Below are 25,037 nucleotides of genomic sequence, written 5' to 3'. Positions count from 1 at the left end.
TATCCAAAGCGGAGCGGGTTTTTTTACGTTTAAAAAAACGAACAAACAGGGTAGGTATAGGGTACAGCAATTATATGCTGAAAAAGTATTTTAACAATATATGAAGATCACAAGATAGGAAAGGAATGAGCGTAATGAGAGGAAAAGATGATGGAGACGAGGGCAGGCGTGTTTCAGTCCGTACCGAAGAAGCGGGAACAAGAAAAAAATCATTTTCCAAAAAAACTTTTCTACGTCTGATTACAATTATCTCTACGTTTGGCGGTTTACTATACGGCTATGATACTGGCGTTGTCAACGGGGCACTGCCATTCATGTCAAGGGCCGATCAACTTGATTTAACGCCGTTTACACAAGGGCTTGTCACAAGTACTTTGCTTTTAGGGGCAGCATTCGGCGCCGTGTTCGGCGGAAGACTTTCTGACCGGAAAGGGCGCCGGAAAACGATCTTAAGCGTCGCTTTTATTTTCGTCATCGCCACGCTTGGCTGTTCGATGGCGCCGAATGTGGCCACTATGGTTACTTTCCGGATGATTTTGGGCCTTGCCGTTGGCGCGACATCCGTCACAGTCCCGGCCTTTTTGGCAGAATTGTCACCTGCTGAACACCGCGGACGGATCGTTACACAAAATGAACTGATGATTGTCACCGGACAATTATTTGCTTATATTTTTAATGCAATACTGGCCAACACGTTCGGGGAAGCCGGAAACATTTGGAGATACATGTTGGCAATCGCAACATTGCCGGCTGTCGTTTTATGGCTCGGCATGCTAATTGTGCCGGAAAGCCCACGCTGGCTCGCGGCAAAAGGCAAATTTGCGATCGCGCTTGATGTTTTGCGGAAAATACGCAAGGAAAAACGGGCGCAAATGGAGTTGAATGAGATCCGCCAAACGGTCGAAGAAGATGCCAAAATGAAAAAGGCAACTTTGAAAGATTTAAAACTTCCATTTGTCCGCCGCATCATTTTGATCGGTGTCGGCATCGCAATGATCCAGCAGCTGACTGGCGTGAACTCCATTATGTATTACGGGACGGAAATTTTAAAGAAATCCGGGTTTTCGACAGGCGCAGCCCTGATTGGAAATATTGCCAACGGTTTGATTTCCGTTCTTGCAACTTTTGCAGGTATTGCACTTTTGGACAGAGTCGGCAGAAGAAAAATGCTGATCACAGGGCTTGCAGGGACAAGCACCGCGTTGCTTTTGATCGGAATTTTTTCCATCACGTTAAAAAACAGTCCGGCCCTGCCGTTTATCATTTTAAGCCTGACCGTCCTGTTTCTCGCTTCCCAGCAAGGCGGCGTGTCTCCGGTAACATGGCTCATGCAGTCGGAAATTTACCCGATCCATTTAAGAGGACTTGCGATGGGGATTTCGATTTTCTGTCTATTTATGACGAATTTCCTTGTCGGTCTGTTGTTTCCGGTTTTGTTAAACGCAATCGGCCTGTCGGCAACATTCTTCATTTTTACCGGGTTTGGCATCCTCTCCATCCTGTTTGTAAAAAAATTCGTACCAGAAACGAAGGGTCGGTCGCTTGAAGAAATTGAGCAAAGTTTCCATGCGCGGAAGGAGCGTTACTTTGCACGCAGAAGAAAATCAACCTTTAACCGGAGCAACCGGCCGCAGCACTTACATCACAGCGGCATGGACCGGTAAAAAATTTTTCGAAAAGGGTCCGGCGCGGGCCCTTTTCGCTTGTCCGAACATATAATAGAATAAGAAGTTTTTCCAAAAAGATGTAAAGTTTCCTGACGCCGAACAAGACAGTGTTTCAAAATAGGTGTATAATAGAAGTGAAAAATACAGATTTTACTGACTAAAGGAGGTGTTGTGAGATGTTCAACTGGCTGAAAAGAAAAAATTCAAAAGTGGTTACACTTGTTTCCCCGATAGCCGGCAATATGATTCCGTGCAAAGATACGGGCCAGCCAGGTAAGGGCATTGCCATCCAGCCGCTTGAAGGAAGGGTGCATTCGCCCGCAGCAGGAAGAATTACGCATATTTCTCCGGAAGATAACGCCATCAGTATATTGACAGACCAGGGGCTTGAAATTACAATTCGCCTCAATACAGAAGAAGCCGCTATGGAAAGTGAAGAATTTGTGATCATGGTCAAAGAAGGCGATCACATTACCGCCGGAACTCCGCTCATGGAATTTTCCTTTCAATTGACAGATGCCAAAACAGAAAATCTTTACTCCTCTGTCTCCGTTGCCAATATGGATCAAGTCGAAAGCATGGAAGTCCCGCCGGCTCAGACAATCGGCCTCGATGACTGGGTGATGCGGGTAAAAATGAAATCAGGGAACCGGGAATAATCTTTTTTAAAGAAGGTGGCTCCCATTTTTTACCGTTTGTTAAAAGGGACATAGAAATGCCGTAAAGGCTTTTGTTCTTTACGGCATTTTTGTGTGCATTGTAGAAAAATCGTTAAAATTGCTTTTCCGTGGCTGTGGTATGGTGAAAACAGGAGGTCGATCGCCATGCCAAAAAGGGAGTTAAACAACGGGCCGGTCATCCAAAAAGAAAAGGAAACCGTGTCACAAATGATTGCCATTTATTGCCGGAAAAAACACCACCGCAAGACGCTTTGTGAAGAATGCCTCGATTTACAAAACTACTGCTTAAAAAGGCTTTCCTACTGCCGGTTTGGCGAGGAAAAAAGCGCGTGTTCCAACTGCAAGGTCCATTGCTACCGGAAAGACTACCGTGAAAAAATCAGGGCGGTCATGCGTTTTTCCGGCCCGTGGATGCTTTTGTACCATCCCGTTTTTTCCATCCGGCATTTATTAAAAAAATAAGTTTGGGTGATGCATGATTTGTAAATGATTTTACATAAATGGATTTATCCGGCTGAATATATTATGATAAAACCGTATGAAATTCTTTCATCACCAAGGAGCAGAAAAATATGTATAAATTGATTGCCATTGATATGGACGGAACGCTTTTAAACGACCAGCATGAAGTCACTCCGGAAGTCCGGGAAGCTTTACATAAAGCGAAAAAGAGAGGCGTCAAAATCGTACTGTGCACAGGGCGGCCGATCGGGGGCGTCCGCCGTTTTCTTGAAGATTTATTGCTGAACGAAGAGGATGATTATGTCATTGCCTATAACGGTGCGCTTGTGCAAAATACGCATACGAACGGGGTTGTCGCGGAACGGTCGATTGGTTACGGGGATTTGGTGCGTCTGTACGGGCTCAGCCTCGAACTGAAAACGCCGATGCATTTTTTTGATCCGGAACATTTGTATACACCGAACCGGGATCTCAGTCCTTATACAGTTGTGGAATCTTATTTGACACAGATGCCGGTGCATTACCGGACATTGGAAGAGCTGCCGCGGGATATGGTAATTCCAAAAGTGATGTTTATTGACGAGCCGGAGAAACTGAGCCGGACAATTGAAGCGATTCCGGACTGGGTGCAGGAGAAATACACGATGGTCAGAAGCATGCCATTTTATTATGAAATTTTGCATAAAGAGGCGAGCAAAGGCAATGCTGTGAAACTCCTTGCCGGCCATCTCGGCATTCGCCGCGAGGAAGTGGTTTGTATCGGCGATAATGAAAATGACCTGACTATGATTGAATATGCCGGCTGCGGGGTGGCGATGGGCAATGCTGTCCCGAAAGTTAAGGCGATTGCCGATTTCGAAACGCGCACGAACAACGAACACGGCGTCGCATATGCAATTGAGAAGCTGGTGTTGTCGTAAAAAAGAAGGGTGCCCGCCGGCGGAAGGCAGGCACCTTTCTTTAAATTGGATTCGGGCCGGGCTGCTCCAGTGCTTCAGCGAGTTCACCGCAATCCGGGCAACAAATATAGGTGTCATACAAATGATACCCGACATAGCCGTGCGTCATCTCCTGCATATCCCAAATCGTTTCCCATTCCATATCGAAAGTCTTGTTGCAGTGCTTACAGTAAAACATCACACGCCCAAAATCTTCATGTTCCCTTTCCTGCTTCTTTTTCTTCAATTGGATCAAACCCCATTCTAAAAAAGTTTTAACTGTTCGGCTTTTGGTTTTTTGTGATGTATCTTACAGACAGGTTGTCCTTCTTAAAAATAATATTCAGTCTTTTCCTATCTTTTTTCTTCTCTGTATTGAGTGTACTTTCATAAGGTAAAAAGTTCAACTCCCCCTATTTGGGCGACCCTAAACGGTATCTTCCAAATAGGACAAATTTGCAAACTATGATCTGCATCACGCCATTTTTACGCCGTCTTGTTTAAAATAAAGGATATGACAAAGAAAGAGGGAATCCACATGGAAATGCCGCATTGTGCCATGGTCGGCGGCGCGAGTGATGTTGCATTGTGCGCAGGCCTCAACCAGTTGAAAAATGAGCATGGGCACTTGAATGAACGAAAACGCGCATTGTATGAAACGGCAGGGCAGATAATAAACGGTGAACTCGAAAATAAGCGAGAAGCCCTTGACGCACTCCGGAAAGGGACTGAATCCTTTTCCGCGCAGTTGAAACACCATGCCGAACGGGAAGAAAACGTGCTATTTACCATGATGGCCCGTTACATTGGACGCGAAAACGGGCCGATCGCCATGATGGAATACGAGCATGATGAAGCAGAAAAATATATTGAGATTTTCTTAAATGGCACGAAAATAATGGATGAAGACCAGGCCGAAGTGCTCGCTTCCTATATCGTACAAATGTATGAGTTGCTCACAAACCATTTTTTCAAAGAAGAAAACGTCCTGTTTCCAATGGCTGAAAACCTGCTATCAGCGGCTGAAAAAGACGAGTTGGAAGAAAAAGTCTGTACAACTGGATTACAGTGAAAATGGGCAAAAAGGGCTGCCCCGGAACCGGGAGCAGCCCCTTTTTACTGTCATGCCCATTTTTCCTTATAATACCGCCCGACGGAATCTGCGGTAACGATTGCTGCGTACACAAGGTCAGGCGTGACTTCAAACGGCATGTTATAAATCGTTTCGCCTTCCGCACAGGAAAGTTCAGCCACTTTCCGGAGCTTTTCCTCATTCAGTTCTTTCACGCCCAAATCCCCGAGCGTGACGGGAAGTCCGACACTCAGGCAGAAGGAGACCACCTCTTCAATTTCCGCTTTCGGCGCATCTTCCAAAATCAGCTGGGCGAGGGTACCGAATGCCACTTTTTCGCCGTGGTACATATGATGGGTTTCTTCGAGCACGGTAAGCCCATTATGGATCGCATGTGCCGCAGCAAGGCCGCCGCTTTCAAAACCGATTCCGCTCAGATAAGTATTCGCTTCAATGATTTTTTCCACTGCTTCCGTAACAAGATGTTTTTCCGCTGCCAGTTTTGCTTTTAAACCTTCCGAAATTTGCGTGTCATAACAAAGTTTTGCAAGCGCAATCGCCGCTTCCGTAACATGACCGCCTGCCATCGTCGTTTTATTTGCCCGCTTAGTGGCGCGCGCTTCAAAATACGTCGCAAGCGCATCTCCCATGCCGGAAACGAGCAGGCGGGCAGGGGCAGAGGCAATCACTTTCGTATCCATAATGACAAAAGTCGGGTTCAGCGGCAACATCAAGTATTCTTCAAACTCGCCGTTCTCTTTGTAAATAACAGACAGGGCGCTTGTCGGGGCATCGGTGGAAGCGATGGTCGGCGCGACAATCACCGGAATGTTATTGTAATACCCGACTGCTTTTGCGGTATCCAATGTTTTTCCGCCACCGATCCCGACCATGACATCGGCTTCTTGCGCTTTGCAGGCATCACAAAGCCGTTTGATTTCCGGTTTAGAACACTCGCCACCGAATAATGCCATTTGATACCCCGTTTCTTTGCCGGCATAGCTTTCTTCGACCGTTTTGCCGACAAGGCCGGTGACAAATTCATCCGCAATAATAAATGCTTTTTTGCCAAGCCTTTCCGTATACGCCGAAAGCCTGGACAATTCATCGGGGCCTTGTATAAACTTGCTTGGAGAGGTAATGATTTTCGTCATAGAAATGCCTCCTCTTTTTGTGAAAAATATAACAAGCACAATTCCATCATAACTTATTTTTGCAAATAAGAAAACCCTTTCATCCTATCATCCATACTTTTTCAAAAACGTTCAATTTTCGGGGAATAACAAGTAAAATAGAGCTGTATCGACAAAATGTGACAGAAATATGATGTGTTTTGAAGAAAAATGATATTTTTTGATTGAAAACGGTTGATTATGAATAACTATGTGATAAAATATCATCAGACGGAGGAATGAAGGATGTTAGCAGAAGAACGCTATCAAATCATTTTGCGGCATTTGCAAGAAAAGCATATCGTAAAAGTGCAGGAGCTGGTTAACCTGCTTAATGCTTCAGAATCGACGGTCAGGCGTGATCTTCAGGACCTGGAAGCAATGAATCTGCTCAGGCGCATCCACGGCGGCGCATCGCTTTTGCAACGCAGAAGTGAAGAACCGGATATGGATACGAAAACGCTCAAAAACGTTCAACAGAAAAGAATCATCGCCCAATTGGCGGCAAAAATGATCAATGACAATGACTGCATTTACCTGGACGCCGGAACGACCACGCTTGAAATGATCCCTTATATAGAGGGGAATAATGTAATCGTTGTCACGAACGGGCTCCCGCATGTGGAAGCACTTGTCGAGAAAAAAATCAAGTCTTACCTTCTCGGCGGGATGATGAAACGGACGACAAGGGCGGTGATCGGTAGCGTTGCCATGCAGACATTAAACAGCTTCCGGTTTGACAAAGCATTTCTTGGGGCAAACGGCGTTGACCCTGAAATGGGCTTTACCACGCCGGACCCGGAAGAAGCATTGATCAAGCGGCGGGCAAAAGAACTTTCCGAACAGTGTTATGTGCTTGCAGACAGTAGCAAATTTCAGGAAGTAGCTTTTTGCAAGATGTTTGACATTTCGGAGGCTTATATTATCACGGATGAATTACCGGATTCCTTAAAATCTTCCATTTTAAGTAAAACGAAGGTAATATGTGAGCAAAGCGGCGCATAAAAAAGTTTTCCTCCGCCATGATAAAAGCCCGCAGTTGAAACAAAATAAAAAATGGCTGTCTCAGGCATCCGGTTTGGATGTCATGATAAGAGGTATTGTTTTTCTGTACTGGAAAAAGGAGTGAAATAAAATGAAAATAACCGATTTATTGGTCCAGGAGACCATGGTTATGGATATGCAGGCGACGAAAAAAGAAGAAGCAATTGACGAATTGATTGCAAGCCTGTCAAAAAGCGGCCGCATCAATGACCCGGTTCTTTTTAAAGAAATGATTTTAAAACGCGAGCAGGAGTCGAGTACAGGAATCGGCGACGGAATCGCCATGCCGCACGCAAAAACAAAAGCGGTCAATAAAGCGACAGTCGTATTCGGGCGCAGCAAAAAAGGCGTCGATTACGAGGCGCTGGACGGCCAGCCATCCTATTTATTCTTCATGATTGCAGCGCCTGAAGACGCAGCGGATACGCATTTGCAAACATTGGCAGCATTGTCGAGGCTTTTGATTGACCAGGAGTTTGTACAGCAATTAAAACAGGCCGAAACGCCGGCTGAAGTGGCGAGGCTGTTCGATGAAAAACAAGCGGAAAAAGAAGGAAAAGAAGCAGCGGAAACGGGTGCCGGCAATGGTTCGGATGACAAATTGATCGTTGCTGTTACCGCCTGTCCGACCGGGATCGCCCATACGTATATGGCAGAAGATTCGTTGAAGAAAAAAGCGGAAGAAATGGGCATTCCGATCCGGGTGGAAACAAACGGCTCGGAAGGTGTTAAGCACGAACTGACAAAAGATGAAATCAACCGTGCTGTCGGGGTCATTGTCGCAGCCGATAAGAAAGTTGAAATGGCGCGCTTTAACGGCAAACGCGTGCTGCAAACGCCTGTCAGCGATGCCATCCGCAAGCCGGAAGATTTGATCAACCGGGTACTGGAACAGCATGCGCCTGTTTACCATGCAGACAGCACGGACCGCAGCAATGACGATGAGCCGGCAGAGAAAAAGTCGGTATGGGGAACCATTTACAAAGATTTGATGAACGGGATTTCGCACATGCTGCCATTCGTTGTTGGCGGCGGGATTTTGCTTGCGATTTCGTTCCTGATTGAAAGAACAGCTGGTGAACATAACACGATTTTTAAAATGCTGAGTGCGATTGCAGGCGGCGATACAGGGGCATTCCACTTCTTGATTGCGATTCTTGCCGGGTTTATCGCATCGAGCATTGGTGACCGCCCAGCACTCATGCCTGGTATGGTCGGCGGCTATCTTGCGTCTAGCTCGAATGCCGGTTTCCTCGGTGGTCTCGCAGCTGGTTTCCTTGCTGGGTATATTATCGTCTTTTTGAAAAAAGTATTTGCAGGGCTGCCACAGGCGCTGAATGGATTAAAGCCGATTTTGATTTTCCCGGTTTTAGGCCTCCTGATTACCGGCGGATTGATGTACTATATTTTTGACCCGATTTTCAAATGGATCAACACCGGTCTAATCGGTGGTTTGAATAACCTTGGCACGGGCAATGCTGTCCTGCTTGGTATCGTTCTGGGCGGCATGATGGCCATCGATATGGGCGGCCCGTTCAACAAAGCGGCTTACACGTTTGCGATCGGGGTATTTACTTCGAGCGGCAACACGAACGGCCTGATGATGGCTGCTGTAATGGCCGGTGGGATGGTTCCACCGCTTGCGATTGCGCTTGCCACCACGTTCTTCAGAAATAAATTTACGGATCAGGAAAAAGAAGCAGGCATTACAAACTATGTGCTCGGGCTGTCCTTTATTACAGAAGGGGCGATCCCGTTTGCGGCATCCGATCCGCTCCGTGTCCTTGGTTCAAGCATTGTTGGTTCGGCGATAGCCGGCGGGCTGACGCAATTCTGGCATATTAACATACCGGCTCCGCACGGCGGGATTTTCGTTGTATTCCTTGCCAACCATGCAATCTTGTTCCTTGTCTCCATTATTATTGGTGCCATTGTTTCCGGCCTGATTCTCGGGATGTGGAAACGGCCTGTTGCACAGAAAAACGGTTAATGCAGTGAAAGATATTTTGGATATAAAGTTAATTGGAAAGCGAAAAAAGACCGGTATTTCTGACCGGTCTTTTTTTAATTTCTGACATTTTTTAACAGGTCCGGCCAAATCGCTTGTACTGGTGCTGACTTCCGTTGCGAAAACAGGTTCACCCATTGTTTCGTCCATTTTCTGCTTCAGCAGGGCAAAAGATTGAAGCAACGGCCGGTCCGCGTTAACATAAAATCATCAAGATATTGCCATCTTCGCCAAAAAATTTCGGTACAGCTCGTTTTTTTACACGCTTTTTACGGATATTTGGGTATAGTTGTATTAGTGGATTTATTAGACATAAGACAAAGAGAATAAGGGGAAATTATTCCATATGAACATGTTTCTGATTTTATTGATCTTACTTTTACTTGTTGGCATCTCCGACATTTTAAATCATTTTATCCCATTTATTCCGGTGCCGCTTATTCAAATTGCACTCGGGCTTGCGTTCGCAGCCGTGCCGGTCGGGGCGCATGTTCCGCTTCAACCGGAATTGTTTTTCGTGTTATTTATTGCGCCACTGTTGTTTCATGATGGAAGAAATGTATCCCGCGAAGCGATGTGGAGACTGCGAAATCCGATTTTGCTGCTTGCGCTCGGGCTTGTTTTTGTGACGGTGTTTGCGGTCGGGTATATTACCCATCTGATGATTCCCTCACTCCCGCTTGCGGCCGCATTTGCCCTGGCCGCCATTCTATCCCCGACCGATGTTGTAGCGGTCAGCGCCATCTCCGAGCGGGTAAAAATTTCGCGCGTGATCATGAACCTGCTGCAGGGAGAAGGGCTGTTAAATGATGCATCCAGCCTTGTTGCATTTAAATTTGCGATTGCGGCAGCGGTCACCGGGTCGTTTTCGCTTGCTGAAGCCAGTGGCAGTTTTTTGCTCATCTCGATCGGCGGCTTTTTAGGCGGGGCATTGCTGGCATTTTTCATTATCCGCTTCAGGGTGCTGATTCGCCGCCTCGGGATGGAAGATGTCACGGTCCATATGCTCATCCAAATTTTAACTCCGTTTTTCATTTACCTTACTGCGGAACATTTTCATTTATCCGGCATTTTGGCGGTTGTCGCCGGCGGAATGGTCCATGCTGTTGAGCGTGAACGGGAACAGTCGCCGAATTTTTCCTACCAGATCGTTTCGCGCAGCACGTGGACGGTTTTAGCCTATATTTTAAACGGCCTTGTCTTCGTCCTTTTGGGCCAGCAAATGCCGGCTGTACTCGGCGAAATTTGGACAAGCTCGGCTTTTAATAACGGCACGGTGATTTTGTATATCATTGTGGTCACGGCCGCCCTTTTGCTGCTCCGGTTTCTCTGGGTGTACGCCGTGTGGTGGGCCGGATGGAAATCAAAAAAACAGCGCCTTGCAAAGCCTTCCCTAAAGCATACGGCGATTACAACGATATCTGGCGTCCGGGGGGCGGTCACGCTGGCCGGCGCATTCTCTATTCCGTACACCATTGCAAGCGGAGCGCCTTTTCCAGAACGTTCTTTGCTGATTTTTATTGCGGCCGGTGTCATCCTGCTGACGCTTGTGATCGCAAGTGTGTTCCTGCCGCTTTTGGCGAGGCGGGAAGGAAATGAGGCGGACCGTTCAGAACGGAAAGCGGAAAAAAATGCTTCAATCTTTATCGGGGAAGCGGCAATCCAGTCTGTGCGTGAGGAAGTGAATGACGAGAACCGGGAAGCGGCAGCGGCTGTGATTGACAACTATCAAAATATGCTGCATCAATTGAAAGCGGAAGAAAGTGAAATAGATTCACTTGAATTCAAACGGATTGAAACGGAGACCAGGATGAAGGCACTGGAGGCGGAAACAGAATATATTAATGCTTTGATGAAATCAAAACGCATTGACCAAGAGATGGCTTTTTTGTTCCTTGAATATATTCACCGGATGGAAATTGCCGTTACCGATAAAATGAAGTTCAGGTTTTTGAATTTATGGACCCTTTTCCGGAAAGGCGCCCCCAGGTTTCTTTTCCTCTTTTACCCGAATAAGGAAAAACGCCGCAAACAGCGGATTAACCGCTATGCGAAAATCAGACAAATTAAAATTGAAATGGCGGAAGCGGCGATCCGGGCCATTAAATCTGGGATGACAGAGGAAAACAGGGAAATTTCGTTTCTAGTCATTAGCGAATACCGGAAGTTTATCAGAATTTTGAGCAGGCCGAAAAATATGGAGGCATCTCTGAAGTATACCCAGATGGAAAGGGAGCTGCAGGAAAAGGCTTTTCAGGCCGAACGAAACGCTGTACAGGCGCTGTTTGAACGGGGGAAAATTTCAAGGGAGACGGCCCGCAAACTCCGCAAGCAAATCAATATCCGGGAAGTGTATTGGATGGAAGAACATCAACTCCATGCATGATATAATCATCTTAGAAGCCTGTGCCGGAACGATTGCGGCATCCGGGAGCCTTTCAGGACTGACCTTTGTACCGCTTTTTCCGCACACGGGCTGGTATAAAATGGCGTAATCTGGCCGCTTCTATTGTTAACCCGGCGTCATTTTGTATAGTGAACATGATCCAGGATTGAAAGCCTCGTTGTATTTTCCGTATTTCAAAAAAAGATGAATCGGGGTGCCTGCAATGTATTTAACCATTCAGGAAACAGCGGAATATCTGTCTTTTCCGGAACCGGTGATTGAAAAATTGATCTTGCAAAGACGCATACGCGCCGTGCATGATGGAGAACAGTATTTGATTAACCGGGATCAGTTTGATATCTATTTGCAACAGCTCGAAAAATACAGGCAACTTGTGGAAGAATGGCTGAATGAACCGCTTCCGGAAGATCCGGACATCAAAGACGAGGACTAAACGGATATTGGAGGATTTGGAATGTTTGATATGGTAAAAGGAAAGCTGATTGTGTCATGCCAGGCGCTGGAGGATGAACCTTTGCACAGTCCGTTCATCATGTCGAAAATGGCGCTTGCAGCAAAAGAAGGCGGAGCGGCCGGCATTCGGGCAAACAGCGCTGAAGATATCCGGGCCATCAAAGCGGAAACAGGGCTGCCTGTTATCGGCATTGTCAAAAGGGATTATGAAGGTTCGGAAGTGTATATTACTCCAACAAAAAAAGAAATTGACGAACTGCTTGCCGTAAAACCGGATATGATCGCGCTTGACGCGACCGGCCGGAAACGCCCGGGCGGCGAAACGCTTTCCGGTTTAATCGGATATATCCATGAAGCCGGTCTCCCGGTGATGGCCGATATTTCCACAGAGGAAGAAGGATTGCAGGCAGCAAGGCTCGGTGCGGATTGCGTTTCCACGACGCTTTCCGGCTACACCTCCTATTCTCCGAAACAGGGAGAGCCCGATTTTGCGTTGCTCAAGAAGCTTGTGGACGCTTTAACGATTCCCGTTTTTGCAGAAGGGCATATTGATACGCCGGCTGAAGCGAAAAAAGCGCTCGAATTCGGGGCGTTTGCAGTTGTGGTGGGTTCAGCCATTACAAGGCCGCAGCTGATTACAAAAAAATTCGCAGAGGCGATGAGGTCATAAAAAGCTTAATGAAAATGCTGGGTAAGCAGCAGAAGCGGCTTCTATAAGGAATGTAAACCGATACAGGAAGATATGGCTCTCATACGAAAGGTGAAGTGAAAAATGGAAGAATCATCTATATCAAAGCGGAAAGCGGAACATATCCGCGTTGTGCTTGAGGAAAATGTTGCCGGGAAAGACACCACAACCGGCTTTGAAAAATATCGTTTTGAGCATCAGGCGCTGCCTGAACTAGATTTTGAAGAAATCTCGACGGAAACGACTTTTCTCGGTAAGCCGTTGAAAGCCCCGTTTTTGATCAGCTCCATGACCGGTGGCACTGCTCAGGCCCGCACCATTAACCGGAACCTGGCGCAGGCGGCGGAGAAAAGAGGCTGGGCGTTTGCGTTAGGGTCAACACGGGCTGCGTTAGAAAGCCCGGAACAGGCGTATACGTTTCAAGTGCGGGATGTCGCGCCGCATATTCCGGTTTTGGCCAACCTCGGTGCCGTCCAGTTGAATTATGGCTACGGAATTGACGAGTGCCGCCGGATCGTGGAACTGACCGGGGCGGATGCTTTAATCCTGCATTTCAACTCCTTACAGGAAGTCTTTCAAAAAGGCGGCAATACGAATTTTAAAGATCTGCTTGTGAAAATTGAAGACCTTTGCAGCCGCCTAGAAGTGCCGGTCGGCTGCAAGGAAGTCGGGTGGGGCATCAACGGCCGCCTCGCCGAAAAGCTTTATTCCGTTGGCGTTTCTTTTGTCGATGTTGCCGGCTCAGGCGGGACATCATGGAGCCAGGTGGAAAAATATTTAACGTCCGATCCGTTGAAAAAAGCGGCAGCAGAGGCATTTTCCGGCTGGGGAAACCCGACGGCGGCGTGCATCACCCAAGCCCGCAACCTTGGCCTTCAAGGTACTTTGGTCGCAAGCGGCGGCTTGAAAAACGGAGTGGATGCCGCCAAAGCTATCGCCCTCGGAGCTGACTTGGCGGGATTTGGAAGAAAGCTGTTGCATGATGCCGTCCATTCAGTGGATGCACTGCTTTCTACTTATGAACAAACAGAGCTTGAGCTGAAGATTGCAATGTTCGGAATCGGGGCAAAAGACTTGTCCGCTTTGAAACAAACACCGCTTTTGAAAAAAATGTAAATAATGGCCTGGTTTGGACGCGTGCCGGTTTGGATTGATAAGCTTGACGAAACAAATAGATGGGCTAGAAAAATCTATCAAGACAACCCCGCTGCTTAGAAATTTGAAGCCGGCTGGCCCGGAAGTTTCGGGCGGAAAAATATTTGTTTAGAAATTTTAACCGTTTTCGCCAAATGTAAACGCCGGTTATTTAAGCCGGGGCCGCGGTGAAATAATCATAAAAATATTTGTTTGGAAATTGTAATCGATTTTGACAAATGTATGCGCCGGCTGGAGACGAGAATTCACCCGGGTAAAATGGCCATCAAAATAATTTGATTAGAAATTTTACCTGTCTTTTCCAGTTGAAAGCGCCAGATGTTTTAGACCTGTGGAGACATGAGTATAAAAAACACGGTCCGGAAATTTTACCGCGGTGAAATGATCATAAAATTATTTGTTTGGAAACTCGAACCAGCTTTGTAGATGTAAACGCGGGATATTTTAAGCCGGCGGGAGGCGAGAATTTCACCTGGTTTTGGAAATTTTAACCGCCTTTGGCAGATGTAAACGTTGTATGTTTTAGACCGGTGGAGACACGAGTATAAAAGTCCCGGTCAGGAATGTGAACCGGCTGCATAAAAAACCCCGGCTCCCGTTTTTGGGAGGCCGGGATTTTTTATTTTTTCGCGCCTGCAAAATTTGACAGTTGGTTCATCAGTTTGCTGCGTGATCTTTTATTCCGCAACAAGTAGGCAGCACCTAAAGCGACTGCTGTCATGGCCATCGATTTTTTCATGATCCACCACATCCCTTCTTTTTTCGTATGTTTGTACTTTTCCCCTTGCATGCGGAATTAAACAGTTTAAAGCCAAAATGAAAAAGCAAACCCGCAAAAGGTTTGCTTTAATATGAACCGGTTAATGGGCAGGACGTGGTTTATGGGCCCGGTTTTGGAAATAATTTTTTATTGCCGGGATGGCGATACGGTCAAGTCCCCAGTAGTAAGATGCACTGCCTGTAAACAGCAGAATGATGGCGACGGTGTAAAGGACCGGGTTGGTGCTCGTTGTGCCGGCAAGCATAAAGTTCAGGTTCATAAACGCGCCTGCAATTAAAGCCGGGATGGTTGCCAGCCCGACGATCAGGCCGAGGCCAACCAGTACTTCCCCATAAGGGATCAGCACATTAAAAACATGGACATTCGGTATGGCAAAATGGGTGAGGAACGCTGCGTACCAGCCTTGAACTTCGGCATTTTCGCCAGCCGTTTTTGCCAGTGCCCCCTTTAAAAATCCAGCAGCATCAAACCCTCCCGTCAATTTATGCAAACCTGCTTCAAGCCATTGAATGCCGAGCCAAATACGGATGATTGCCCAGATAATGCTGACTTTGGAATCATGATACCATTTCATTTTTAACATCTCCCTTAGGATAAATGATGATAACATGTGAATTTCTTCACATATCTTACATTTTTAGAATACAGCGTTTGCAACGGAATTACAATGGATTCCGGACAGTTGTCAAGAATTTGTGATATATTTCACATTTGTGAACAAAACATTAAAAAAGCGGCAAGCCAAGCTTACCGCTTTGATTCGTTTCCTTCCCTTTCCATTCGCAAACCGCTTACCCAAGGTCCGTTGCCGTTTTGATCATGCTCCGGTTCCTTATTTTACCGGATTTCCAAAACTTCCTTCGAAAACCGATTCTTTCACAGGCCTGCGTGCAGAAGGCGTCTCTCTTTCCTGCAGGGAAGGAGGCAGCGCCTCTTTTTCACCCTGGTATCCGATGGCAATAAGGGCATCAATTGCATAATCAGCCGGGATGTTCAATACTTCACGTGCTTTTTCAAAATCAAAGCCTGTCATCGGATGCGTAGCGAGCCCTTTTCTGACGGCTTCAAGGGAGAGGTATCCCCACGCGGCCCCTGCATCAAAAGCATGCGAACGGATCGGGCCGGTTTCATTTTCTGTTTTCGAGAGAATAAGCGCAAAAACGGGGACGTTCTTGCACCACATCCGGTTGTATTCCCCGAGAAACGACAGAACTTTTTCCCTGTCTTCCTTTGTACGTGCAAGAATAAAGCGCCAAGGCTGATGGTTATAAGCGGACGGCGCCCAGCGTGCTGCTTCAAACAGGCTCAAAAGCACCTCTTCCGGTACTTCTTTTTCCAAAAAAGAACGCGGTGACCATCTTTCCAAATAGACTGGATCGATATCATATTGCGCTTCCCGCGGCGATAATGTTTTTACCATGGGGACTCCTCCTTATTGATGTCGTATCTTTTTTATATTAAAATACTTCAACTCGATCTACAAACGATTCAACTCGGACGAAAAATGTATTTGTGCACCTATATATTGTATAATAGACCTAGGAGAAAATACGAACAGGATGATCTGAATTGGTTGATTATTTGCTTTTCGAAGAAGATGTCGAGATGATGTATTCCCCTGCTATTTTCCATCGGGGAATGAGTTATTATATGCAGGGCCGGGTCAAAAAATTGATTTTTAATAAAGACTCCACCTGGACGGCAATCGTAAAAGGGTCCAAAACCTATTACGTCACTATTTACTATGACGAAGAATTCGGGGAATTTTCAAACGTATGTACATGCCCGGCACATGAACAATACGGCGAGTGCAAGCATGAAGTAGCGGCCATGCTTGCGATTGCAAATGGGGAGGAAGAGGCGGCAGAACCGAATATTGGCGATGTTTCGGAGACGCACCAGCATATGAAAACTTTACAATTGATGAATATTTTTTCCGGCCTTCAACAAAGCATGATGGAAACAAAACACAATGCCGCGAGAAAGCCACTCCGTCTTGAATATTTTTTAAAAGCTACGAACGTTTCCGGCTTTGGCTCTGACCACTTTTTAACCATTGAAATTAAAATCGGGCCCGGCCGGACATATGTGGTCCGCGACATAAAAGATTTCCTCGGCAATGTCAGCCGCGGGAACCCGCATGCATTTACAAAAAACTTCATTTATGATCCGGATGAACATGCGTTCGAAGAAGAAGATAAGGAAATTGTGGAGATGCTGCTTTATATGCTGTCCACCCAGCAATTGTACGAGGCTTCCATGGATCGTTGGTACAGATTTGCATTGGAGCGGGAACTGGTCATTCCGCCGTTTATCGCAAGGCCACTTATAAAGAAACTGGCAAACCGCAAATGCAAATTCAAATATGAACGTTACGCGGCAGATTCGATTGTCTTGCATCAGGAAGAAGAACTACCGCTTTCTTTCCGGCTTGACGGCAATAGGCAAGACGGTCCGGGCTTTTTACTGCAGCTGAAGAGCTTAAAGGATTTGCTTTTATTTGAACAATACGGGCTTGCATTTTACAAAGGGGGATTTTATGAGCTGTCCCCGGACCAGCTTACCCTTTTAGCGGCACTTGAAGATTTTTACAAGAAAAGTGGCGATGAAGTAGAGGTCCAGCAAGAGCAGATGAGCCCGTTCCTTTCCAATGTGCTGCCGGGCCTAAAGCGGATCGGCAAAGTAAGGCTCGCAAATGAAATCAAAGGGAAAATCGTCCAGCCAAAACTGCAAACGAAAATTTTTATGGACAACGAAGACGAAAAGATTACGCTGCGGATTGAACATCATTACGGATCCCGTGTCATTGATCCGTTTACGGACGAAGAAACGCCGGATGATGATAAGATTTTGCTACGCGATGTGGAAAAAGAGCAGAAAATCATGATGATGATCGAGCAGTCGCCGCTCAAATATAACGGCAAACAGCTGTATTTGGAAGACGATGAAGAAGCGCTGTACGAATTTATTTTTACGATTCTACCGCAGCTTGAAGAAGAAGTGGAAGTGTATATTGCAGGCGGCATCAAATCGTATTTCCAGACGAGCCGCTACACGCCGGTTACATCGGTGGATATGGATACGAGCGGAAATTTTCTGGAAGTCAATTTTGACATGGATGGGATTGATGAAGAAGAAATCCGCAATGTGCTCCGGTCCGTAATCGAGAAAAAACGGTATTACCGGCTACCGGACGGGGCTTTTGTCTCCCTTGAAAGCGATGCATTCGAACATATCGGGCAGCTTCTCGAAGAACTGCATGTCCCGAAGAAAGAGCTTGAAGACAACCGCCTGAAAGTTCCGCTTTACCGCGGGCTCCAGGTGGAAGAGCTGATGAAGACGCGTGATAAATATGCTGTTAAATTCGGCAAAGCGTTCCGGAAGCTCGTCCAGCAGCTGAAAAATCCGGAAGATACGGATTTCGAACTGCCAAAAGGGCTTGAGGCAAAGATGCGTGATTATCAGGTGACCGGGTTTCAATGGTTCAAGTCGCTCGCCTTTTACCGTCTTGGCGGGATTCTGGCTGATGACATGGGGCTCGGGAAAACATTGCAGAGCATCTCTTACATGTTATCAGAAAAAGAAGCGAATCCGGATATCAAGCCGTTTTTGGTTGTGGCGCCGGCATCCCTTATTTACAATTGGAAAAGCGAGATTGAAAAATTTGCACCGGGGCTGTCGTCGATGGTTATTGCCGGCACGCCTTCCGAGCGGAAAGCCTTTTTTGAAGCGGGCGAGCTGCCGGATGTGTTGATCACCTCGTACCCGACGCTGCGCCAGGATATCGAGGAGTACGAAAAGATTGAATTCGATACTTTGATTTTGGATGAGGCCCAGGCGATTAAAAACTATGCGACAAAAACAGCCGCCGCCGTCCGGAATGTGCAGGCGGGGAGAAGATTTGCGTTGAGCGGCACGCCAATTGAAAATTCCATTGATGAGCTATGGTCGATTTTTCAGGCGGTTCTCCCGGGCTTTTTCCCGCCGCTGCCTGAATTCCGGAAAATGGAGCAGGAAAAAATTTCGCGGATGGTGCGGCCGTTTATTCTGCGGCGCGTCAAAAAAGATGTATTGAAGGAGCTGCCGGATAAAATTGAAACCAATCATTTGTCCGAGCTGACGAAACCGCAAAAAGAGCTTTATCTGGCGTATTTGGACAGAATCCGGCATGAAACAGCCCAAACGCTGGCTGAAGGGGATTTTAACCGGAACCGGATTAAGATTCTGGCGGGGCTTACCCGTCTGCGCCAATTGTGCTGCCATCCGTCGCTGTTTGTGGAAAATTACCGGGGCGACTCCGGGAAACTTGAGCAGCTCGTTGAATTGGCGCATACGGCGATTGAAAACGGGAAGCGGCTGCTGATTTTTTCGCAGTTTTCCAGCATGCTCCAGATGATCCGGACGCGGCTTTCTGACGAGGGCATCGATTCTTTTTATCTTGATGGCCAGACGCCGTCACGGGAGCGGGTCGAAATGGCAGACCGGTTTAACAGCGGCGAGAAAAATGTCTTTTTGATTTCGCTCAAGGCCGGTGGTACCGGCTTAAACCTGACCGGCGCCGATACTGTTGTGCTGTATGATTTGTGGTGGAACCCGGCTGTTGAAGAACAGGCAGCCGGCCGCGCCCACCGCATCGGCCAGAAAAACGTTGTCCAGGTCATCCGCCTGATCGCCCGCGGCACCATCGAGGAAAAAATATACGAACTCCAGCAGAAAAAGAAAGAACTGATCGAACAAGTCATCCAGCCGGGCGAAACCATGCTGAACAGCCTGAATGAAGAGGAAATTAAAGAACTGCTAGGCATGTAAAGAAAATGCTGATGCGTTTGCATTTACGGCCTGGTGGGGACCGGTATGTAAGGAGGCTTTGAACATTCAAAGATCGGCATTTTTGAAAATTAAAAGCAGCTGGCCGAGAATTGAAACTTCGGGACTTTCAGCAAGGATAGCAAGGATGCTTCAGGTTTCCCGATTACGGGAAGCCTTTGCTGACGCCCTAAACAAAGTTTTCGCAGCTTTCAGCAAGGATGCTTCAGGCCTCCCGATTGCGAGGCTTTCCCTTCCCCGGGAGATGGCTGGGTGTATAAAAGAGAATTTGCGCATACCTGGTTGGAGCTTTCCCAGCCTGGTGGCGACCGATATGTAAGAAAACCCCCCGCGGTTATTTGGCTGCGGGGGGTTTTTGGGATGGGAGGGGCGGTTAATAAATGGAAATTTTTATTTTTATTCAAAAAGTAATTCCGATTATTGTTATATAATGGAGGATGAAAGGAGGAAAATCATGGAGTACATTGCGCATATTCGGGAAAGCGACAAGAAGGTACAGACAGTTGAAGAACACTTATTGGCAGCAAAGGAATTAGCTGAAACTTATGGAGAAAAGATTGGTGTGAAGCACATAACCGGGCTTGCTGCTCTGCTTCACGATCTGGGGAAATATACAAGTGCATTCCGCAATTATGTTTTGGAAGCGGTAAACAACCCTGATCATCCGCCAAAAAGAGGAAGCGTAGACCATTCTACCGCCGGAGGAAAGCTTTTATTCAAAATGTTCCATTCAGGAAAAGCCAGCCCTCATAAAGCATTATTAGCTGAAATTGTGGGTAATGCAATCATTTCTCACCATTCTTATTTGCAGGATTTTATCAGCCCGGAAATGGACCTAAAGTATTTAAACAGAGTTGATAGTAAGGAAATTGACGAATTTGAAACGGCAAAAGAAAATTTCTTTGAAAAAGTCATGAGCCCAACACGCTTTTCCAGTTATGTAAATCAGGCTGAAATTGAATTGAAGAACTTTATTATGAAAGACGCATCGAAAACGCTCACACATAAGATGATGTTTTTAACGAAGTATATTTTCAGTGCATTAATTGATGCTGACCGGACGAATACGAGATTGTTTGAGGAAAATAAACCAGAAAAAGAACAATTTTCGGTTTCAAAGTTGTTTAATCAATACTATGAAAAACTGTTACTTACTTTAGACAGTTATAAGGAAAACTCGAGCGCTAATGCCCGTATCAATCGATTAAGATCCGAAATGTCCGAGCAATGCGATGCCTTTGCCGAGAAACCGTCTGGTATTTATACGCTTTCGATCCCGACAGGAGGAGGAAAAACTTTTGCCAGCCTGCGATACGCATTAAAACATGCCCAACTTTATAACAAAAAGCGTATCATTTATATCGTGCCTTTTACAACAATTATCGAACAAAATGCTGAGGAAGTGCGGAAAGTTTTGCAAGACGATGTAAATATTCTTGAGCATCATTCAAATGTCGTCGAAGATGCTGATGAGAATGATGAACAACAGGACGGAATAATGAGTGTGCAGCAAAGACTGAAACTTGCAAAGGATAATTGGGATGTTCCGATCATTTTTACCACGATGGTGCAATTTTTAAATGTATTTTATGCGAAGGGAAGTAGAAATATTAGACGCCTTCACAATATGAGTGAAGCGGTGCTAATCTTTGATGAAGTGCAAAAAGTTCCGGTGCCTTGCATTTCCTTATTCAATGAAGCACTAAATTTTTTAAAAACATATTGCCATTCCAGCATTCTGCTTTGTACGGCAACCCAGCCGGCATTAAATTATGTTGAACATCAATTACAGGTCAGCCCAAATCCGGAGATTATCCGTGGTCTGGATAACGTAATAGACGCCTTTAAAAGAGTTGAAATTGTTGACAGGGCAACTGATGAAACCTTTAACACCGAAAAGCTTGCAAACTTTATTGAGAAAAGAATGACGGAGGTTTCCAGTGTTCTGGTTATATTGAATACCAAGGGTGTTGTAAAAAAATTATATGAACATTTAAATTCAAACGATAATAATATCAACATTTTCCATTTAAGTACGTCTATGTGTGCAGCCCACCGTAATCAAATTTTAGAAGAGGTAAGGCACTGTCTGGATGCCGGTAAAAAAGTAATATGTGTAAGCACCCAATTAATTGAGGCGGGTGTTGATGTGAGCTTCGAGTGTGTCATCCGTTCCTTAGCCGGTCTGGATTCAATTGCACAGGCGGCAGGACGTTGCAATCGGCATGGAGAGAAAGAGACCGGTTTTGTATATGTGATCAACCATGAAGAAGAAAATTTAAGCAGGCTTCCGGAAATAAAAAAGGGAAAAGAGACTTCAAAGCGAATTTTTATCGATTTAAAAAATACACCATCTATCTATAATGGAAATGTTCTGTCTATCCAAGCAATGGAAAAATATTTTAAAGAGTTTTATACAGCGTTTGATGCAAATTTAGATTACAATGTTCCGTCTCTTCAGAAGAATATGGTGGAAATGTTAACAACTGATCCCAACAACTATAGTTATGTGAGGGCTTATTGCAGTAATACGAAAAAGAAGTATCCCTTGTTCTTAAGCAGCAGTTTTTATACAGCTGCAGAAAAATTTCGTGTGATAGATGATAAGACAACTTCCGTTATTGTTCCATTTGGGAAAGGAAATGACGTAATAGCCGAATTAAGCAGCAACGCAACCATTGAAGATCTCAGCAAACTCATGAAAAAGGCACAACAGTACACTATTAACCTTTACAGCCAGGAACTTGGAAAGCTTGAAAGAAATGGCGGAATCATAAGTTTGTTTGACGGTAAAATATTGGCTCTCAAAGAAGGTGCATATGATCATGAATTCGGTTTGAATGTGGAGAATGACAGCGAATTGGATTTTTTGTCAATTTAAAAACCTATCATAACAGATAGGTTTTTAAATCATATAATATATATTTCAATCCGCGCTTTACCAGCGACTATATTATCATAACACAAAAAGGGAAAGAAAAATTTTTTCATATAATATATAATTAATTATTGACTTAAAAAAAGGCACATTGTATACTGAATTTATCAAAACAGCCAAAAAATGAGAGGAGGGGAAAAATGAGGAATTCTATTGAATTTGAGGTATATGGCAAATATGCTTTGTTTACTGATCCGTTGACAAAAATGGGAGGTGAAAAATTATCCTACCAAATACCGACCTACCAAGCGCTAAAGGGGATAGTCGAATCGATCTACTGGAAACCTACTATTCTAATGATAATTGATGATTTGCGTGTGATGAATCCTATCAAGATGGAGTCTAAGGGTGTCAGGCCGATTGAATACAACGGCGGCAATACACTGGCAAATTACACATATTTGCGTGATGTGCGTTACAAAGTGAGGGCTCATTTCATCTTTAACCCACACAGGCCGGATTTGGCATTTGATCGTAACGAACATAAGCATCATAATATTCTGAAACGATCCTTGAAAGCTGGCGGAAGAAGAGACATTTTCCTTGGCGCCCGGGAGTGCCAGGGTTATGTGGAACCCTGTGTATTCGAGGAAGGTGAGGGTTACTATGACCAAACAGAAGAAGTGTATTTTGGAACAATGGTTCACGGCATAAATTATCCAGATGAAACCGGCCGTAATGAAATGGAAGTCAGATTGTGGAACCCTGTTATGAAAAACGGCGTGATTCATTTTATCCGGCCGGACGAGTGTAAACTGGTGAGAAGAGTTGCAGAAATGGAAATGAAAGCCTTTACCAAGGATAATGTGGAGTCTGCCGATGTGCTTTTAAAAGAACTAGAGAGGGGAGGGGAATTGTGAGTGAGCTGGTTACTAAACTTATATGAGACTTATCAAGCGAATGAAGAGCAGGTCGGGAAAATTGAAAAGAAAAGAAATGATCAGGAGTACACGCTTCTTCCGGTTTCACATACCACACAAACTGCACATTTAGAAGTGCAGGTAACGGAGGATGGAAATTTTTATTATGCGGAGGTAATTAATGATAAAAAGGATGCGGTTACATTAATCCCGTGCACAGAAGAATCATCCAGCCGTGCCGGTAAAAAAATAGCTCCTTACCCATTGCATGATAAATTGATTTATGTAGCCGGCGACTTTGTGGCTTATGGAGGAAAAATAGAAGAGCCTTTCTCTTATTATATTCAACAATTAGGTGAGTGGGCAAATTCTCCGTTTAGTAATGCGAAAGTGCAGAGTATCTATGCATATTTAAAAAAGAAACAGTTAATCCACGATCTTGTAGAAGCGGGAATTTTGTTTTTGGATAACAACGGGCAGTTAATTGATAAATGGGACAGTAAGTATGGTGATAAGCCTCCATTATATTCAACAGTTACAGGGAGTGTTGAGAGCACTTTTGTAAGGTTTACTGTTTATTCGCCTGAAAAAATCCTGACCAAAGTATGGAAAGATCCGGAAATGTACGAATCATTTATAAAATTTTACAATCAACATTTAAGTGACCGGGATCTTTGTTATGTAACGGGTGAATTTTTGCCAAGCACAGAGAGGCATGCTAATAAAATCAGAAATTCCGGAGATAAAGCCAAACTGATATCTGCGAATGACTCAAGAGGGTTTACGTACAGAGGAAGATTTACTGAAAGCAAACAAGTGGCAAGTATTAGTTATAAAGCATCGCAAAAAGCTCATAATGCGCTGAAATGGTTGATCAACAAGCAGGGAAAAATAATCGATAACAGAGTATTTCTTGTATGGGAAAACGGCGGAAATGAAGTGCCGTCGGTCACCGAAGATTCATATGACATTACCAGTCTTGATCCTTTTGCAAATGGGAGCAATCCAAAAATAGCTTTTACAAACCAGGAATTTGCACGTGAATTTTCTAAGGCAATGGATGGATATAAAAGCAATCTTTCGACTGAAGCCAGTATTAATATTTTGGTTTTAGATTCGGCAACAACCGGAAGAATGGCTGTCCTTTATTATCGAAATTTAAATAAAGAGATTTATTTTAAAAATTTAGTAAAATGGCATACAACTTGTGCCTGGCTCCACCGTTATCGAAAAAATGAGGACAACCAACCGATTTCATTTTTCGGTGCACCTTCGACGAAAGATATCGCGTTCGCAGCGTATGGTCCAAATGCAAGTGATAAAGTTGTAAAGGGCTTAATGGAAAGAATGCTTCCGTGTATTGTGGAAGGGAGAAGAATCCCAACAGATATTGTCAGAAGTGCCCTTCGGCGTGCATCTAATCCGGTCGCTTTGGAAAAATGGGAATGGGAAAAAACATTAAGCATTGCTTGTGCACTTATTAATAAAGAGGAGGGATATAATTTGGCACTTGATAAAGAAAATACCAACCGCGATTATTTATTCGGAAGGTTGCTCGCAATTGCGGATGTACTCGAACGAAATGCTTTGGATTCCGGCGAAAATCGTGCTACCAATGCCATCCGATATATGAATGCATTTTCACAGCATCCTGCACGAACTTGGGGAACGATTCAGGCCAGTTTGCAGCCATATCAAGTCCGTCTGGGGAAAAAAGGGACGTACTACGCCATGTTAATAGATGAAGTCGCTTCTAAACTTAAATATGAAGATTTTAATGACAGGCCTTTATCGGGTAAGTTTTTGCTTGGCTTTTATAGCCAGCGCTATGATTTATATCAGAAGAAAGATACCAGTACTGTTGGACAAACTAAAGAATAAAAGA

The 25,037-nt window shown here is 45.1% G+C and carries 19 protein-coding genes; 15 read left to right on the top strand and 4 right to left on the bottom strand.

Annotated features, from left to right (window positions below; all coding sequences use genetic code 11):
• The first annotated feature begins 134 nt into the window (after positions 1 to 134).
• The 4 genes from OF158_RS14420 to yidA all read left to right on the top strand — a co-directional run bounded on the left by OF158_RS14420 (position 135) and on the right by yidA (position 3,729).
• Positions 135 to 1,664 (top strand): sugar porter family MFS transporter, encoded by a 1,530-nt coding sequence (locus OF158_RS14420; protein ID WP_017552114.1) that lies wholly within the window; start codon positions 135 to 137, stop codon positions 1,662 to 1,664.
• Between the two features lie 179 nt (positions 1,665 to 1,843).
• Positions 1,844 to 2,326 (top strand): PTS glucose transporter subunit IIA, encoded by a 483-nt coding sequence (locus OF158_RS14415; protein WP_026684843.1) that lies wholly within the window; start codon positions 1,844 to 1,846, stop codon positions 2,324 to 2,326.
• 165 nt (positions 2,327 to 2,491) lie between these two features.
• Positions 2,492 to 2,809 carry a nitrous oxide-stimulated promoter family protein gene (locus tag OF158_RS14410; protein WP_013860417.1) on the top strand — a complete coding sequence of 106 codons (318 nt, stop codon included), beginning with the start codon at positions 2,492 to 2,494 and terminating at the stop codon, positions 2,807 to 2,809.
• Between the two features lie 110 nt (positions 2,810 to 2,919).
• The gene (gene yidA, locus OF158_RS14405; RefSeq protein ID WP_035183649.1) at positions 2,920 to 3,729 is read left to right on the top strand and encodes a sugar-phosphatase; all 810 of its coding nucleotides are present in this window, start codon (positions 2,920 to 2,922) and stop codon (positions 3,727 to 3,729) included.
• Positions 3,730 to 3,769: 40 nt separating this feature from the next.
• Here the strand turns inward: yidA and OF158_RS14400 are convergent, their stop codons facing one another.
• The gene (locus tag OF158_RS14400; RefSeq protein ID WP_017552111.1) at positions 3,770 to 3,994 is read right to left on the bottom strand and encodes a hypothetical protein; all 225 of its coding nucleotides are present in this window, start codon (positions 3,992 to 3,994) and stop codon (positions 3,770 to 3,772) included.
• 291 nt (positions 3,995 to 4,285) lie between these two features.
• On the opposite strand from OF158_RS14400, the gene OF158_RS14395 reads away from it, so the two are divergent.
• Positions 4,286 to 4,819, top strand: coding sequence for a hemerythrin domain-containing protein (locus OF158_RS14395; protein ID WP_035183650.1), 534 nt, complete (start codon positions 4,286 to 4,288; stop codon positions 4,817 to 4,819).
• Between the two features lie 50 nt (positions 4,820 to 4,869).
• Here the strand turns inward: OF158_RS14395 and OF158_RS14390 are convergent, their stop codons facing one another.
• Entirely contained in the window at positions 4,870 to 5,973 is a 1,104-nt protein-coding gene (locus OF158_RS14390) for a glycerol dehydrogenase (protein ID WP_035183652.1), read from the bottom strand.
• A gap of 264 nt (positions 5,974 to 6,237) precedes the next feature.
• Between OF158_RS14390 and OF158_RS14385 the strand changes: the two genes are divergently transcribed.
• The 6 genes from OF158_RS14385 to fni all read left to right on the top strand — a co-directional run bounded on the left by OF158_RS14385 (position 6,238) and on the right by fni (position 13,707).
• Positions 6,238 to 6,996 (top strand): DeoR/GlpR family DNA-binding transcription regulator, encoded by a 759-nt coding sequence (locus OF158_RS14385; RefSeq protein ID WP_035183654.1) that lies wholly within the window; start codon positions 6,238 to 6,240, stop codon positions 6,994 to 6,996.
• 130 nt (positions 6,997 to 7,126) lie between these two features.
• Positions 7,127 to 9,025 carry a PTS fructose transporter subunit IIABC gene (locus OF158_RS14380; protein ID WP_035183655.1) on the top strand — a complete coding sequence of 633 codons (1,899 nt, stop codon included), beginning with the start codon at positions 7,127 to 7,129 and terminating at the stop codon, positions 9,023 to 9,025.
• A 364-nt stretch (positions 9,026 to 9,389) separates the two neighbouring features.
• The gene (locus OF158_RS14375; protein WP_035183656.1) at positions 9,390 to 11,429 is read left to right on the top strand and encodes a Na+/H+ antiporter; all 2,040 of its coding nucleotides are present in this window, start codon (positions 9,390 to 9,392) and stop codon (positions 11,427 to 11,429) included.
• Between the two features lie 223 nt (positions 11,430 to 11,652).
• A complete protein-coding gene (locus OF158_RS14370) occupies positions 11,653 to 11,883 on the top strand; it encodes an excisionase family DNA-binding protein (protein ID WP_017552106.1) in 231 nt (76 codons plus the stop codon).
• Positions 11,884 to 11,904: 21 nt separating this feature from the next.
• Positions 11,905 to 12,573, top strand: a complete 669-nt coding sequence (locus OF158_RS14365) for an N-acetylmannosamine-6-phosphate 2-epimerase (RefSeq protein ID WP_017552105.1) — start codon at positions 11,905 to 11,907, stop codon at positions 12,571 to 12,573.
• 102 nt (positions 12,574 to 12,675) lie between these two features.
• A complete protein-coding gene (gene fni / locus OF158_RS14360; RefSeq protein ID WP_017552104.1) occupies positions 12,676 to 13,707 on the top strand; it encodes a type 2 isopentenyl-diphosphate Delta-isomerase in 1,032 nt (343 codons plus the stop codon).
• A gap of 899 nt (positions 13,708 to 14,606) precedes the next feature.
• Here the strand turns inward: fni and OF158_RS14355 are convergent.
• Both OF158_RS14355 and OF158_RS14350 read right to left on the bottom strand, forming a co-directional pair.
• Positions 14,607 to 15,101: a DoxX family protein gene (locus OF158_RS14355; protein WP_014097192.1), complete on the bottom strand. Its 495-nt coding sequence runs from the start codon at positions 15,099 to 15,101 to the stop codon at positions 14,607 to 14,609.
• 258 nt (positions 15,102 to 15,359) lie between these two features.
• A complete protein-coding gene (locus OF158_RS14350) occupies positions 15,360 to 15,947 on the bottom strand; it encodes a nitroreductase family protein (protein WP_035183657.1) in 588 nt (195 codons plus the stop codon).
• Between the two features lie 149 nt (positions 15,948 to 16,096).
• On the opposite strand from OF158_RS14350, the gene OF158_RS14345 reads away from it, so the two are divergent.
• From OF158_RS14345 to cas8c, 4 genes are all read left to right on the top strand, one after another.
• Positions 16,097 to 19,336 (top strand): DEAD/DEAH box helicase, encoded by a 3,240-nt coding sequence (locus OF158_RS14345; protein WP_035183658.1) that lies wholly within the window; start codon positions 16,097 to 16,099, stop codon positions 19,334 to 19,336.
• A 472-nt stretch (positions 19,337 to 19,808) separates the two neighbouring features.
• The gene (locus tag OF158_RS14340; RefSeq protein WP_026684589.1) at positions 19,809 to 22,235 is read left to right on the top strand and encodes a CRISPR-associated helicase/endonuclease Cas3; all 2,427 of its coding nucleotides are present in this window, start codon (positions 19,809 to 19,811) and stop codon (positions 22,233 to 22,235) included.
• Positions 22,236 to 22,432: 197 nt separating this feature from the next.
• Positions 22,433 to 23,152 (top strand): type I-C CRISPR-associated protein Cas5c, encoded by a 720-nt coding sequence (gene cas5c, locus OF158_RS14335; RefSeq protein ID WP_035183662.1) that lies wholly within the window; start codon positions 22,433 to 22,435, stop codon positions 23,150 to 23,152.
• Positions 23,153 to 25,033, top strand: a complete 1,881-nt coding sequence (cas8c, locus tag OF158_RS14330; RefSeq protein ID WP_035183665.1) for a type I-C CRISPR-associated protein Cas8c/Csd1 — start codon at positions 23,153 to 23,155, stop codon at positions 25,031 to 25,033. It begins immediately after the preceding gene.
• Positions 25,034 to 25,037: the final 4 nt, after the last annotated feature.

The sequence above is a fragment of the Weizmannia sp. WK01 genome (assembly GCF_025905465.1).
Taxonomy (GTDB): Bacteria; Bacillota; Bacilli; order Bacillales; family Bacillaceae_C; genus Weizmannia; species Weizmannia faecalis.
The sequence above is the reverse complement of the archived record's forward strand: the minus strand, read 5'-3'. Positions and strand labels throughout refer to the sequence as shown.